This is a genomic window from Streptomyces griseoruber, assembly GCF_001514205.1.
In the GTDB taxonomy this organism is placed as follows: Bacteria; Actinomycetota; Actinomycetes; order Streptomycetales; family Streptomycetaceae; genus Streptomyces; species Streptomyces griseoruber.
Genome location: NZ_KQ948774.1, coordinates 46446 through 60508, shown reverse-complemented (window position 1 = coordinate 60508; position 14063 = coordinate 46446). Strand labels below are relative to the sequence as shown.

General features: G+C 71.3%; 9 protein-coding genes. 3 read left to right on the top strand and 6 right to left on the bottom strand.

The window, feature by feature from the left end:
* Positions 1-86 precede the first annotated feature (86 nt).
* Positions 87-1595 (top strand): MFS transporter, encoded by a 1509-nt coding sequence (locus tag AQJ64_RS27815; RefSeq protein ID WP_055635622.1) that lies wholly within the window; start codon positions 87-89, stop codon positions 1593-1595.
* A 69-nt stretch (positions 1596-1664) separates the two neighbouring features.
* Here the strand turns inward: AQJ64_RS27815 and serA are convergent, their stop codons facing one another.
* From serA to AQJ64_RS27785, 6 genes are all read right to left on the bottom strand, one after another.
* Positions 1665-3254, bottom strand: coding sequence for a phosphoglycerate dehydrogenase (gene serA, locus AQJ64_RS27810; RefSeq protein ID WP_055635623.1), 1590 nt, complete (start codon positions 3252-3254; stop codon positions 1665-1667).
* A 275-nt stretch (positions 3255-3529) separates the two neighbouring features.
* Positions 3530-4528 carry a ketol-acid reductoisomerase gene (ilvC, locus tag AQJ64_RS27805; protein WP_055635624.1) on the bottom strand — a complete coding sequence of 333 codons (999 nt, stop codon included), beginning with the start codon at positions 4526-4528 and terminating at the stop codon, positions 3530-3532.
* Between the two features lie 118 nt (positions 4529-4646).
* Complete coding sequence (ilvN, locus tag AQJ64_RS27800; RefSeq protein ID WP_055635625.1) at positions 4647-5171, bottom strand: acetolactate synthase small subunit; 525 nt, start codon at positions 5169-5171, stop codon at positions 4647-4649.
* A gap of 32 nt (positions 5172-5203) precedes the next feature.
* Positions 5204-7048, bottom strand: coding sequence for an acetolactate synthase large subunit (locus AQJ64_RS27795; protein ID WP_206189767.1), 1845 nt, complete (start codon positions 7046-7048; stop codon positions 5204-5206).
* Between the two features lie 232 nt (positions 7049-7280).
* Complete coding sequence (locus AQJ64_RS27790; RefSeq protein ID WP_059203123.1) at positions 7281-10322, bottom strand: putative bifunctional diguanylate cyclase/phosphodiesterase; 3042 nt, start codon at positions 10320-10322, stop codon at positions 7281-7283.
* Positions 10323-10690: 368 nt separating this feature from the next.
* Entirely contained in the window at positions 10691-11665 is a 975-nt protein-coding gene (locus AQJ64_RS27785; protein WP_059203090.1) for a 2-hydroxyacid dehydrogenase, read from the bottom strand.
* A gap of 75 nt (positions 11666-11740) precedes the next feature.
* Here AQJ64_RS27785 and AQJ64_RS27780 point away from each other — a divergent pair, with 75 nt between their 5' ends.
* Both AQJ64_RS27780 and AQJ64_RS27775 read left to right on the top strand, forming a co-directional pair.
* The gene (locus AQJ64_RS27780; protein ID WP_055635257.1) at positions 11741-12739 is read left to right on the top strand and encodes an aldo/keto reductase; all 999 of its coding nucleotides are present in this window, start codon (positions 11741-11743) and stop codon (positions 12737-12739) included.
* A gap of 125 nt (positions 12740-12864) precedes the next feature.
* On the top strand, positions 12865-14025 hold the full coding sequence (locus tag AQJ64_RS27775; RefSeq protein ID WP_240512704.1) for a PQQ-dependent sugar dehydrogenase: 1161 nt from the start codon (positions 12865-12867) through the stop codon (positions 14023-14025).
* Positions 14026-14063 lie beyond the last annotated feature (38 nt).

Here is a 14063-nt window from a genome sequence, read left to right as displayed (position 1 = left end):
TACCGCCGATCCATACGGGCGTCCTAGACGAACGATTTATACGAGCGTTCTAGACATCCGTTTAATACGCCCGTACAGTTCCCCGCATGACCAACTCCGCGAACTCGACGTGCACCACCGTGAACCCGGCCGGCCGGCGCGCCGGCCGCCGTGAATGGACCGCGCTCGGCGTGCTGATGCTTCCGCTGCTGCTGGTCTCGATGGACGTCTCGGTCCTCTACTTCGCGATCCCGGCGATCAACGCGGACCTGGAGCCCAGCGGCACCCAGCAGCTGTGGATCTTCGACATCTACGCGTTCGTCCTGGCCGGCCTGCTGATGACGATGGGCTCGCTCGGCGACCGCATCGGCCGCCGCAGGCTCCTGCTCGCCGGCGCCACCGCCTTCGGCGCGGCCTCCCTGCTCGCGGCCTACGCGGACAGCGCCGAGACCCTGATCGCCGCCCGTGCGCTCCTCGGCGTCGGCGGGGCGACCCTGATGCCGTCGACGATGGCCCTGATCCGCACGATGTTCACCGATCCGGCGCAGCGCGCGAAGGCGATCGGCCTGTGGTCGGGGGTCATGACGGCCGGTGTGGCGCTCGGCTCCGTGATGAGCGGGATCCTCGTCGAGTACTTCTGGTGGGGCTCGGTCTTCCTGGTCAACCTGCCCGCGATGGCCCTGCTGCTGGTCCTCGGCCCGGTCCTGCTGCCCGAGTCGAAGGACCCGCGCCCCGGCCGCTTCGACCGGCCGAGCGTCCCGCTGTCGATGGCCGCCGTGCTCCCCGTCGTCTACGGCCTGAAGGGGATCCCCTCCGAGGGCTGGCACGCGCAGTACGTCGTCTCGATCACCGTCGGCCTGCTCTTCGCCGCCCTCTTCGTCCACCGTCAGCGCACCACCGCCGACCCGATGATCCCCCCGGCCCTGTTCCGCGGCCCCGGCTTCGCCCCCGCGGTCGTCCTGAACCTCGTCTCCTCGTTCGGGATGATGGGCTCGGCCTTCTTCACCACGCAGTACCTCCAGTCGGTGCTCGGCAAGAGCGCGCTGGAGGCGGCCCTGTGGGCGCTGCTGCCGTCGGTGCCGATCGGCATGGCCGCCCCGCTGGCGACCGCCCTGGTCCACAAGGGCGTCGCCCGGGCCTACGTCGTGACGGCGGGCTTCGCGATCGCCGCGGCCGGCTACGCCCTGCTCGCCCTCGCCGGCCCCGACTCGATGTGGCTCGTGCTGGCCGCCTGCGGGGTCCTCGCCTCCGGGATCGTCATGGTCATCTCCCAGCTGACGGACCTGGCGATGGGCGCGGCCCCGGCCGAGCGGGCCGGCTCCGCCTCCTCCCTGCTGGAGACCGGCGCCGAGTTCGGCGGCGCCCTCGGCATGGCGGTCCTCGGCTCCATCGGCACGGCGATCTACCGCCATGAGATCCCGTCCTCGGCGCCCGCCCCGGCCCGGGAGACCCTGGGCGGTGCGCTGGCGGTCGCCGACCGGGTCCCCGGACTGGCCGCGGCGGCCCGGGAGGCGTTCACCAGCGGGATGCAGGGCGCGGCGATCGCCGGGGCGGTGCTGCTGGCGGGGGCGGCGGTGGCGGCTGCGGCGACCCTGCGGCGGATCCACGTGAAGTGACGAGCACACGCGAACACCGGACGGGCTGCCTCAGCCCGTCCGGCGTTCGCGTGTGAGGACTACCTGCCTCTAGACCAGGTTCACCGCACGGGCCGACGTCGCGCCGATCTCCGTGGCGACCTCGGTCAGGACGGCGGCCGGGACCGTGTCGTCGACGGTCAGGACGGCCAGCGCCTCGCCGCCCGCCGCCGCACGGGCGACCTGCATACCGGCGATGTTGATGCCCGCCTCGCCGAAGATCCGGCCGACGGTGCCGACGACACCGGGACGGTCCTCGTACTTGAGGACGACCATGTGGTCGGCGAGGGCCAGGTCGACGTCGTAGTCGCCGACCGCGACGATCTTCTGGAGGTGCTTCGGACCGGCCAGGGTGCCGGAGACCGACACCTCCTCGCCGTCCGAGAGCGTGCCGCGCACCGTCACCACGTTGCGGTGGTCGGCCGACTCGGAGCTGGTGGTGAGGCGCACCTCGACCCCGCGCTCCTGGGCGAACAGCGGGGCGTTGACGTAGGAGACCGTCTCGTCGACGACGTCCTCGAAGACACCCTTGAGGGCGGACAGCTCCAGCACCTTCACATCGTGCTGGGTGATCTCGCCGTAGACCTCGACGTCGAGGCGGGCCGCGACCTCGCCGGCGAGCGCGGTGAAGATCCGGCCGAGGCGCTCGGCGAGCGGCAGACCCGGCTTGACGTCCTCGGCGATGACCCCGCCCTGCACGTTCACCGCGTCCGGCACGAGCTCGCCGGCGAGGGCGAGGCGCACCGAGCGGGCGACGGCGATACCGGCCTTCTCCTGGGCCTCGTCGGTGGAGGCGCCGAGGTGCGGGGTGGAGACGACCTGGTCGAACTCGAACAGCGGGGAGTCCGTACAGGGCTCCTTCGCGTACACGTCGAGGCCGGCACCGGCGACCCGGCCCTCCTTGAGGGCGGAGTACAGGGCCTGCTCGTCGACGATCCCGCCGCGCGCGGCGTTGACGATCCGCACGGTCGGCTTGACCTTGCGCAGCGCCTCGTCGCCGATCAGACCGACCGTCTCGGGGGTCTTCGGCAGGTGGACGGTGATGAAGTCGGAGACCTCCAGCAGCTCGTCCAGCGACAGCACCTTGACGCCCATCTGCGCGGCGCGGGCGGGCTGGATGTAGGGGTCGTACGCGACGACCTTCATGCCGAAGGCGGACATCCGCTGGGCGACGAGCGCGCCGATCCGGCCGAGGCCGACCACGCCGAGGGTCTTCTCGGCCAGCTCCACGCCGGTGTACTTGCTGCGCTTCCACTCGCCGTTCTTCAGCGCGGCGTTGGCCTGCGGGATGTGGCGGGCGCTGGCGAGGAGGAGACCGCAGGCCAGTTCGGCGGCGGTCACGATGTTGGAGGTGGGGGCGTTGACGACCATCACGCCGGCCTTGGTGGCGGCGGAGACGTCGACGTTGTCGAGGCCGACGCCGGCGCGGGCGACGACCTTCAGCTTGTGCGCGGCGGCGATCGCCTCGGCGTCGACCTTCGTCGCCGAGCGGATCAGGATCGCGTCGACGTCGGCGATCGCAGGGAGCAGTTCGGCTCGGTCCGCTCCGTTGCAGTGCCGGATCTCGAAGTCCGGGCCAAGTGCGTCCACGGTCGCGGGCGACAGCTCTTCAGCGATGAGTACGACGGGTTTCGAGCTCACGTGAGTCCTCACAAGTCCAAAGCATGCGGACGGCCGTCCCGACGGCCGCAGGCGGAGGAGGGGCTAGCCGCGTGGAAGACGCACGACGCTGTGGGCCTGAACGCGTATATAGGCAGCAGTGTAGTGCTGCGACGGAGGTCGCCTCACGCCTCCGCGGAAGGATCACCCGGACGCGGTGGTAAAAATCAGCCCCTCCGGCGTTTGAGGAGCGGGGTCCGGGGCGGAGCTCCGCGACGGCACCGCGGATCGGCGGCACCGTCGCGGAGCGTTTCCGCCTACGCCTCCTCGTTCACCCAGCTCATCAGCTTGCGGAGCTGCTTGCCGGTCGTCTCCAGCAGGTGCTCGGAGTCGGCCGTCTTGTACTCGTTGTACTTCTTCAGACCGCCGTGGTACTCGTCCATCCAGTTCTGGGCGAAGGTGCCGTCCTGGATCTCGGCGAGGACCTGCTTCATCTCGGCCTTGGTGGCGTCGGTGATGATGCGCGGGCCGGTGATGTAGTCGCCCCACTCGGCGGTCTCGGAGACGCTCCAGCGCATCTTCTCCAGGCCGCCCTCGTACATGAGGTCCACGATCAGCTTCAGCTCGTGCAGGCACTCGAAGTAGGCGATCTCCGGCTGGTAGCCGGCCTCGACCAGGGTCTCGAAGCCCGCCTTGACCAGGGCCGAGGTGCCACCGCACAGCACGGCCTGCTCACCGAACAGGTCGGTCTCGGTCTCCTCGGTGAAGGTGGTCTTGATGACGCCGGCGCGGGTGCCGCCGATGCCCTTGGCGTAGGACAGGGCCAGCGCGAAGGCGTTACCGGTGGCGTCCTGCTCGACCGCGGCGATCGCGGGGACGCCGCGGCCCTCCTCGTACTGGCGGCGGACCAGGTGGCCCGGGCCCTTCGGGGCGACCAGGGCGACGTCGACGCCGGCCGGGGCCTTGATGAAGCCGAAGCGGACGTTGAAGCCGTGCGCGAAGAACAGCGCGTCGCCGTCGTTCAGGTTCGGGGCGATGGACTCCTCGTAGACCTGGGCCTGGATCGGGTCCGGGATGAGGATCATGATGACGTCGGCCTCGGCGGCGGCCTCGGCGGGGGTCACCACGCGCAGGCCCTGCTCCTCGGCCTTGGCCTTGGACTTGGAGCCCTCGTGCAGACCGACGCGGACGTCGACACCCGAGTCACGGAGCGACAGCGCGTGGGCGTGGCCCTGGCTGCCGTACCCGATGACCGCGACCTTGCGGCCCTGGATGATGGACAGGTCGGCGTCGGCGTCGTAGAACAGCTCGGCCACTTTGGGTTCTCTCCTTGAGTGCAGGTGTTGCGTCCCACCGTATGACGGCGGGCGGAAGGGAAGTCTCGGGGTCTCGGTATACGGGCGGCCGGGGTCACCCGACCGCCCGGTTCCAGCCTTACGCGGATCGGTCCAGAGCGCGCAGCGAGCGGTCCGTGATCGAACGGGCCCCGCGGCCGATCGCGATCGTGCCGGACTGGACCAGTTCCTTGATGCCGTACGGCTCCAGCATCTTGAGCATGGCGGACAGCTTGTCGCTGCTGCCGGTGGCCTCGATGGTCACGGCCTCCGGGGAGACGTCCACGGTCTTGGCGCGGAACAGCTGGACGATCTCGACGATCTGGGAGCGCGTCTCGTTGTCGGCGCGCACCTTCACCAGAACGAGTTCGCGGTGGACGGCCTGGGCCGGCTCCAGCTCGACGATCTTCAGCACCTCGACGAGCTTGTTGAGCTGCTTGGTGACCTGTTCCAGCGGCAGGGCCTCGACGCTCACCACGATGGTGATGCGGGAGATGTCGGCGTGCTCGGTGACACCGACGGCGAGCGAGTCGATGTTGAAACCTCGGCGGGAGAACAGGGCGGCGATCCGGGCCAGGATGCCCGGCTTGTTCTCCACCAGGACGGAGAGCGTGTGCTTGGACATGTTCGTTGCGTCTCTCTCTGCGTCTTCGCGTCTCAGTCGTCTTCGTTGTCGCCGAAGTCGGGGCGGACGTCCCGGGCGGCCATGATCTCGTCGTTGGAGGTGCCGGCGGCGACCATCGGCCAGACCATCGCGTCCTCGTGGACGATGAAGTCGATGACGACCGGGCGGTCGTTGACGGAGTTCGCCTCCTCGATGACCTTGTCGAGGTCGTCCGGCGACTCGCAGCGGATCGCGTGGCAGCCCATGGCCTCCGACAGCTTCACGAAGTCGGGGACCCGGGTGCCGCGGGCGTCCGGGTTGACGTCGTTCGGCCCGGAGTGCAGCACGGTGTTGGAGTACCGCTGGTTGTAGAACAGGGTCTGCCACTGGCGGACCATCCCGAGGGCGCCGTTGTTGATGATGGCGACCTTGATCGGGATGTTGTTCAGGGCGCAGGTGGTGAGTTCCTGGTTGGTCATCTGGAAGCAGCCGTCGCCGTCGATCGCCCAGACGGTCTTCGCCGGTGCTCCGGCCTTGGCGCCCATCGCGGCCGGGACCGCGTAGCCCATGGTGCCCGCGCCGCCGGAGTTCAGCCAGGTGGCGGGCTTGTCGTACTGGATGAAGTGGGCGGCCCACATCTGGTGCTGGCCGACGCCCGCCGCGAAGATCGTGCCCTCGGGGGCGAGCCGGCCGATGCGCTCGATGACCTGCTGCGGGGAGAGCGAGCCGTCGGCGGGCTGGTCGTAGCCGAGCGGGTAGGTCTCGCGCCAGCGGCTGAGGTCCTTCCACCAGGCGGTGTAGTCGCCCTGCTGTCCCTCGCTGTGCTCCTTCTGCACGGCCTGGACCAGATCGGCGATGACCTCGCGGGCGTCACCCACGATCGGCACGTCGGCGGCGCGGTTCTTGCCGATCTCGGCCGGGTCGATGTCCGCGTGGACGATCTTGGCGTACGGCGCGAAGCTGTCGAGCTTGCCGGTGACGCGGTCGTCGAAGCGGGCGCCGAGGGCGACGATCAGGTCGGCCTTCTGCAGACCGGTGACCGCGGCGACGGAGCCGTGCATCCCGGGCATGCCCAGGTGCTGCGGGTGGCTGTCGGGGAACGCGCCCAGCGCCATCAGCGTGGTGGTGACGGGCGCGCCGGTCAGCTCGGCGAGGACCTTCAGCTCGGCGGTGGCGCCGGCCTTGAGGACGCCGCCGCCGACGTAGAGGATCGGCCGCTTGGCGGCGGTGATCAGCTTGGCGGCCTCACGGATCTGCTTGGCGTGCGGCTTGGTCACCGGGCGGTAGCCGGGCAGGTCCATGGTGGGCGGCCAGGAGAAGGTGGTCTTCGCCTGGAGGGCGTCCTTGGCGATGTCGACCAGGACGGGCCCGGGGCGGCCGGTGGAGGCGATGTGGAAGGCCTGCGCGATCACCCGCGGGATGTCCTCGGCCTTGGTGACCAGGAAGTTGTGCTTGGTGATCGGCATGGTGATGCCGACGATGTCCGCCTCCTGGAAGGCGTCCGTGCCGATCGCCTTCGACGCGACCTGCCCGGTGATCGCCACGAGCGGCACCGAGTCCATGTGCGCGTCGGCGATCGGGGTGACCAGGTTGGTCGCGCCGGGGCCGGAGGTGGCCATGCAGACACCGACCTTGCCGGTGGCCTGCGCGTAGCCGGTGGCCGCGTGGCCGGCGCCCTGCTCGTGGCGGACCAGGACGTGGCGGACCCGGGTGGAGTCCATCATCGGGTCGTAGGCGGGAAGGATCGCACCACCGGGAATGCCGAATACCGTCTCGGCGCCGACCTCCTCGAGGGAGCGGATGAGGGACTGCGCGCCCGTGACGTGCTCAACGGCGGCGGAGTGTCCTCCGGATCGGGGCCGGGGCTGCGGATGAGCCCCGGGGGCCTGCTCGGTCATCGGCATTCTCTTCTCGATGCTGAGGGTTTTACTGCGGGTTCTACGGGTTCACTGCGGGTTTTGTGCAACAAAAAACCCCTCGTGCCGTAAGGCAAGCGAGGGGAGCGCGCCGGGTGTGGGTCGCTGGGAGTCCGGGTTTTCCCGGGCGTCACCAGCTTCAGCCGACGCGCTTTCCAAGTACGAGAATTCGGGTGCGCATGGCATTGACCCTCCCCCTGGCGCGCACCGACTGTCAAGTGGGTGGGACAGGAGTCTCAGTATGTGAGCGCAGGCCACTTCCGCTCCCCAGGACGGCGGTTACCCCACTGGTGTACACCCCAGGGGCGCCGCCCGCGAACGCGGGTTCCACCGGACCGTGCGGCACCGAGTAGCGGCCGGTGGCGAGGGCCCGGCGCAGCCGGTACTCGTCGAGCGCCGCGGAGAACGCCATGCCCTGGCCATGGGTGCAGCCCATCGCGCGCAGGGCCACGACCTGCTCGGGCAGGTCCACACCGTCGGCCACGGACTGGAGCCCGAGGTCGCAGGCGAGCCGCAGCAGCCCGCTGGTGATCTTGTGCAGCCGCGCGGACTCGACGACCCCCTCGACCAGTGAGCGGTCGAGCCTGAGCACGTCGACGGGGAGCCGGCGCAGCGCGGTGAGAGCGCCGTAGCCGCCGCCGAAGCCGTCGAGGGCGATCCGGACGCCGAGGCGGCGCAGCGCGCCCAGACGGCGCTCCAGTTCGTCCAGGGGCACCTTGGGGTCCAGGTCCGCCAGTTCGATCACCAGCGATCCGGAGGGCAGTCCGTGCCGGGTGAGCAGGGCCTCCACGGAGCCCAGCGGCATCGACCGGTCCAGCAGCCGGCGGGCGCTCATGCGGACCGCCACCGGGACGGTGAGTCCGCTCGCGGTCCGGTCGGCGGCCTGTTCGACGGCCTCCTCCAGGATCCAGCGGCCCAGTTCGGCGGTCCGGTCGCTGTCCTCGGCGACCCGCAGGAACTCGGCGGGGGTGAACAGCACCCCTTGGGAGGAGCGCCAGCGGGCCTGTGCGGCGACCGACGAGATCCGGCCGTCGTCCAGCCGGACCACGGGCTGGTGCAGCAGGGCGAACTCGCCGTCGTGCAGTGCGGCCCGCAGCCGCGTGGCGAGTTCCGCCTTGCGTACGACGTCCTGCTGCATCTGCGGCTTGTACAGCTCGACCCGGCCCTTGCCGCCCGCCTTGGCGCGGTACATGGCGAGGTCGGCGTTGCGCAGGATCTCGCCGGCGCCGAGGCCCGGTTCGGCGAAGGCGACCCCGATGGAGGCGGCGACCCTGACGTCGTTGCCATCGATCAGATAGGGCTGCGAGAGGGTGATCCTGAGGCGGTCGGCGAGCTCCAGGATGTGCCGCTCCCGTGCGGCCCGGTCGCGGGTGGTGTCGCCGACGATCAGCGCGGCGAACTCGTCGCCGCCCAGCCGGGACGCGGTGTCGCCCTTGCGGACGGCGTCCTGGAGCCGGCGGGCGGCCTGGACGAGGAGCGCGTCCCCGGCCTGGTGCCCGATGGTGTCGTTGACCGCCTTGAAGCCGTCGAGGTCGATGAAGAGGACGGCGGTGTTGCGCAGGGCGGTGCCGCGGTCGGAGCTGCGGCGGCCGGACAGGGCCTGCTGGACGCGCCGGGTGAACAGGGCGCGGTTGGGCAGGTCGGTGAGCGGGTCGTGCTCGGCGTTGTGCTGGAGCTGGGCCTGGAGGCGCACCCGTTCGGTGACGTCCCGGCTGTTGAAGATCAGGCCGCCGTGGTGGCGGTTGACCGTGGACTCGACGTTGAGCCAGCCTCCCCCGTCGCCGGAGCGGAAGCGGCACTCGATGCGGGTGGTGGGTTCGTCCTGGGGGCTGGCGGCGAGGAAGCGGCGCACCTCGTGCACCACGCAGCCCAGGTCCTCGGGGTGGATGAGGTCGGCCAGCTCGGTGCCCACCAGGGCTTCGGCGGGCCGTCCGTAGACCCCGGCGGCGGCCGGGGAGACGTACCGCAGGATGCCGCTGGGGGCGGCGATCATGATGACGTCGCTGGAGCCCTGCACCAGGGAGCGGAAGTGGTTCTCCTTCTGCGCCAGTTCCTGGGTGAGGGTGATGTTGTCCAGCAGCATGATCCCCTGGCGCACCACGAGGGCGAGCACGACCGCGCCGCCGGTCAGCAGCACCACGCGGTCGACGCTGCGGCCGTTGAGGACGTTGTAGAGGATCCCCAGGGTGCAGACGGCGGCGGCGAGGTACGGGGTGAGGGCGGCGAGGGAGCCGGTGATGGGCCGGGTGGCCGGGTACCGGCCGTGGTCACCGCCCTGCGGGGGTGCCTGCGGCGGTGTCTGGGCGGAGGGGTGGGGGGCCGCGTGCGGGTGGCCGCCGGGGCGGTGTCCCGGTACGTGCTCGTGGACCACGCGTGTGTGTCCCTCGTCGGCGGCGCCCTGCTGCCGGGAGGCGGCCCAGGGGGCGTACGCCAGGAGCAGGGAGCCCGCGAACCAGCCCGCGTCGAGGAGCTGGCCCGAGTGGTAGTCGTTGTGCATGAGCGGCGAGGTGAACAGGGCGTCGCACATCACGGTCAGCGCGAGCGCGCCGACGGCCGTGTTGACCGCCGTGCGGTTCACGTAGGCCCTTCTGAAGTGCAGGACCAGCACCATGCTCACCAGGGCGATGTCGAGCAGCGGGTAGGCCAGCGACAGCGCCGCGTGCGCCACGCTCGGCCCGTCGAACTTCGCGGCCTGGGCGAGGGCGAGGCTCCAGGAGAGCGTGAGCAGCGAGCCGGCGATCAGCCAGGCGTCCAGCACCAGGCAGACCCAGCCGGCCTTGGTGACGGGCCGGGCGGCCAGCACCAGCAGCCCCACGATCGCGGGGGGCGCGAAGCACAGGAAGAACAGGTCGGCGTAGCTGGGGCTGGGCACGGGACGCCCGAGGACGACCTCGTACCACCCCCAGACGAGATTGCCGAGGGCGGCCATGGCCGAGGAGAGGGCGAAGAGCAGCCAGGCGGGTCGAAAGCGGACGCGGCGGGTGCGCGCGTAGAGGAAGCAGGAGACGGCGGCGGTGCCCGCCGCGGCGGTCAGTCCGAAGTCGCCCATGATCAGGGCGAGTTCGTCGGAGCCCCAGCCGAGCGCGGAACCGACGGCGTATCCCGCGCAGACGAGGGCCAGCACCAGTTGGTGGACCAGGTTCGGGCCGGCGCCGAAGGACGGGCGGCCGGTCGGCGGCGTCTTCGCCGGGGACCGGTCGCGCGGTGCCGGGTCGACTCCGTCGAGGAGGGTCGTGGAGGTCGTCGGGGTACTCACCGGATCCCCCACGTCCGCGGCGCCGGGTCCCTCGGGTCCCGGTGCGCCTGCTTCCTGCGGCCGCCGTGCCGGTGGTGGTGATGGCCGGGGTGGGTGTCGTGACCGCGCCTGCTCGCGGCCGTGCGCCAGGGCCGCCGCCGGCGGCTCCGCCGCGTCGGATCGTTCGTCCATAGGCCGTGCATCGCCCGTCGCCCCCCTCACAAGTCTGAAATGTCCGTCCCAGGCGCCGAAAGGTCGCGGCGCAGCCCCTGTCGGGACGATACACCAGTCTCGTCACTCAGGGACATAGGTTCTCTACGCTCCGTGACGATCATCGGCATATGCGTACGGACCGCGCCCGGGGGACTGCGGAGGGTGCCGGAACCGGACTACACGGCTGCCGCACCCGTCGTCAGGATCACGTGGCGCAAAGGCTGCTGGTTCACGAACCGTCCCAACTGGTCCACCAGCAGCCGCTTGGCACGGGGCAGGAAGGCGGAGGTGGGACCGCCGACGTGGGGGCTGATCAGCACACCGGGCGCGCGCCACAACGGGTGGGCGGGGGGCAGGGGTTCGGGGTCGGTGACGTCCAGGGCGGCGGTGAGGCGGCCGGTCTCCAGTTCGGCGAGCAGCGCCTTGGTGTCGACGACCGGGCCACGGGCGACGTTGACCAGCAGCGCGCCGTCCTTCATGCGGGCCAGGAACTCGGTGTCGACCAGGCCGCGGGTGGTCTCGGTGAGCGGGGTGGAGAGGATGACCACGTCCGCGTCGGGCAGGAGGGCGGGCAGTTCGGTGAAGGGGTGCACAAGACCGCGCGCCGTCGTGCGCTGGGAGCGCGCGACGCGCGCCACCCGCGCCACCTCGAACGGAACAAGCCGGTCCTCGATGGCGGCGCCGATGGCCCCGTACCCGACGACCAGCACGTTCTTGTCGGCGAGCGCCGGATGGAAGCCGCCCTCCCAGTGTCCCCGCTCCTGGGCCCGCACGAACTGCGGGACGCCCCGCAGCGCGGCGAGCGTCAGCGTGAGCGCCAGCTCGGCGGTGCTCGCCTCGTGCACCCCGCGCGCGTTGCAGAGCCGTACACCGGACGGCAGGTCCGCCAGCCGTGCGGTGATGTCGTCCACCCCTGCGGTGAGCGTCTGCACGACCCGCACCCGCCGCATCTCGGCCAGCGGTGCCACCCGCACCCGCTGCGCCTTCATGTACGGCACGACGTACACCACGCAGTCGGCGGGGTCGCCGGGATACGGCTGATCGCCGTCCGCTCCCCCGTCCCAGAAGAGGTAGTCGAACCCTTCCGGGAGACCGTCGATCTCCTCCGGGGGGATGGGCAGCCATACGTCACGGGGTGTGTCGATGCTCATGCCAGGAGGCTAATTCAGGTACGCGCGTGTGCAGAGGTTAGGTTGGGGGGTCGTAAGAGGGAGGGTCGCGGGCAGGTGGAGCGCAGGACGATCGGTGTGGGGGCGCTCTCGGTGGGGGCCGTCGGACTCGGGTGCATGCCGATGAGCTGGGGTTACAGCGGGTCCCGGCGGCGGGGCGAGGAGTCGGTGAGGGCGGTGCACCGGGCACTGGACCTGGGCTCGACGCTGCTGGACACGGCCGACATGTACGGCCCGTTCACCAACGAGCTGCTGCTGGGGCGGGTGTTGAAGGAGCGGCGCGGGGACGCGTTCGTGTCGACGAAGGTCGGTCTGCTCGTGGGCGAGCAGCACATCGTGGCCAACGGCCGCCCCGCGTACGTGAGACGGGCCTGCGACGCGTCGCTGCGGCGGTTGCAGACGGAGGTCATCGACCTGTACCAGCTGCACCGCGCCGACCCCGAGGTCCCGGTCGAGGAGACCTGGGGTGCGATGGCGGAGCTCGTCCAGGCGGGCAAGGTGCGGGCGTTGGGGCTGTGCGCGGTGGGCGCGCGGGGCGGCCGGCGCTCCGGCGGGCGGCTGCACGACGCGACGATCGGGCAGTTGCGGCGGTTGCAGCAGGTGTTCCCGGTGAGCGCGGTGGAGGCCGAGCTGTCGGTCTGGTCGCCGGAGGCCCTGGACGCGCTGCTGCCGTGGTGCGCGGAGCGCGGGGTGGGCTTTCTGGCGGCGATGCCTCTGGGGAATGGTTTCCTCACCGGCACCCTGACCCCGGGCGAGGGCTTCGAACCGGACGACATGCGGGCCCGGCACCCCCGTTTCACCGCCGAGATGATGGCCGCGAACCAGTCCGTGGTCGCCGGTCTGCGCCGGGTGGCCGCGCGGCACGGGGAGGCGGTGACGGCGGCGCAGGTGGCGCTGGCGTGGGTGCTGGCGCAGGGGCGGCACGTGGTGCCGGTGCCGGGGGCCAAGCAGGAGCGGTGGGTGGCGGAGAACGCCGGTGCGGCCGGACTGCGGCTGACGCCCCGGGACCTGGCCGAGGTGGCGGAGCTGCCCGCCGCCCAGGGATCGTGGGAGTGAGCTCCGCGCGGTTTCCGGTGCCGCTTTCGGGTGGGACCGGCGGGGATCGGGAACCTGCGGGGCGGGTTCCGCGTAGGGACAGGTGGAAGCTGCCGCGGGACCGCCGTGTCGAAGGGAGCGGGATCGTGCGACGTGGAGTGGTGACGGCCGGGCTGGCCGCGGGTGCGCTGCTGTTGACGGCCGGCTGCTCCTCGGGCGACGGAGGGTCGTCCGGGGCCGGCCCGAGCGCGTCCGCGAGCCGTACGGCGGTCCAGGGCTCGTCCTCCCCGAGCGCCGAGGAGACCCCGCCCGCGAAGGGCACGGTCGAGGTGGTGCGCACGGTCGCCGAGGGCCTGAACTCGCCGTGGGGCCTGGCCCCGCTCCCCGAGGGCGGACTCCTGGTCGCCTCGCGCGACGAGGGCACGATCACCCACGTGGACGAGTCGACCGGCAGGAAGACCGAGGTCGGCGAGGTCCCGGGGGTCTCCGCGGCCGGCGAGGGCGGACTGCTCGGCCTCGCCCTCTCCCCCGACTACGCCTCGGACCACATGGTCTACGCGTACCTCACCTCCGTCTCGGACAACCGGATCGTCCGGATGATCTACGACCCGAAGCGGCCCGCCGGTGACCGGCTCGGCGCGCCGGACACGGTCTTCAAGGGCATCCCCAAGGGCATGATCCACAACGGCGGCCGGATCGCCTTCGGCCCCGACGGGATGCTGTACGTCGGCACGGGCGAGAGCGGCGACCGGGGGCTGGCCCAGGACAAGGAGTCCCTGGGCGGCAAGATCCTGCGGCTGACCCCCGAGGGCGAACCGGCTCCCGGCAACCCCTTCCCCGACTCCGCGGTGTACTCGTACGGCCACCGGAACGTGCAGGGGCTGGCCTGGGACTCCGAACAGCGGCTGTTCGCCTCGGAGTTCGGCCAGAACACCTGGGACGAGCTGAACGCGATCAAGCCGGGCGGCAACTACGGCTGGCCGGCGGCCGAGGGCGAGTCGGACGACAGCGCGTACGTGAACCCGATAGCCGAGTGGCACACCGACGACGCCTCCCCCAGCGGCATCGCCTACGCCGAGGGCTCGATCTGGATGGCCGGTCTGAAGGGACAGCGTCTGTGGCGCATCCCCCTCAAGGGCACCGAGGCCTCGGCCGACCCCCAGTCCTTCCTCCAGGGCGACCACGGCCGTCTGCGCACGGTGGTCGCGGCGGGCGGCGACAGACTCTGGGTCACCACCAGCAACACGGACGGCCGCGGCGACCCGGAGAAGGGTGACGACCGGATCCTGGAGCTGAAGGTGAGCTGACGGGAGCCGGGCGGGGCCCGCCGGGCCTGGTCCTCGGC

Coding starts and splice junctions, on each gene's coding strand:
- AQJ64_RS27815 (WP_055635622.1), top strand. CDS start 87: ATGACCAACTCCGCGAACTCGACGTGCACCACCGTGAACCCGGCCGGC.
- ilvN (WP_055635625.1), bottom strand. CDS start 5,171: ATGTCCAAGCACACGCTCTCCGTCCTGGTGGAGAACAAGCCGGGCATC.
- AQJ64_RS27795 (WP_206189767.1), bottom strand. CDS start 7,048: ATGACCGAGCAGGCCCCCGGGGCTCATCCGCAGCCCCGGCCCCGATCC.
- AQJ64_RS27785 (WP_059203090.1), bottom strand. CDS start 11,665: ATGAGCATCGACACACCCCGTGACGTATGGCTGCCCATCCCCCCGGAG.